This window comes from Desulfofundulus thermobenzoicus, assembly GCF_009428905.1.
GTDB classification, from domain to species: domain Bacteria; phylum Bacillota; class Desulfotomaculia; order Desulfotomaculales; family Desulfovirgulaceae; genus Desulfofundulus_A; species Desulfofundulus_A thermobenzoicus.
In genome coordinates, this window is the sequence record NZ_WHYR01000228.1 from 1 (window position 1) to 424 (window position 424).

The window sequence follows — 424 nt, forward strand, 5'->3', positions numbered from 1 at the left end:
CTCTTTTCACTGAACTGATCATTAGTGTAGCACACCCTTTTTCTCTTGGATTGTACGATATTGACTTTTCGATGCAGGCTTGCCTAGAGGGAAAAACTTGGATAACATGAGACAAAAGATGATGAATAAAAGAGGGAATGATGGGATGAATTCATTCGAGATGGAAAGACCAGCACCGTATCACATGCAATTTTATGAACAGCTGAAGCAAATGATATTTGATGGCCAGTTTCAGCCAGGAGAGCGCATCAATGAAACACAGCTTGCCAAACAATTTGGCGTAAGCCGATCACCGGTAAGAGAGGCGATGAGACTGTTAGAAAAAGACGAGCTCTTAATCGCAGATCATCGATCAGGCTATTCCGTCTATACGTTAACAGAAAAAGATGTCGAGGAGCTTTATCAAATTCGGGCGGCCTTAGAA

Annotated in this window: 1 protein-coding gene; it reads left to right on the forward strand. The window is 42.2% G+C overall.

The features are described 5' to 3' along the window. Window positions 1–106: 106 nt before the first annotated feature. Window positions 107–424 (forward strand): GntR family transcriptional regulator (locus tag GFC01_RS18370; protein WP_243137699.1); only part of this gene is annotated, 318 nt, incomplete at its 3' end.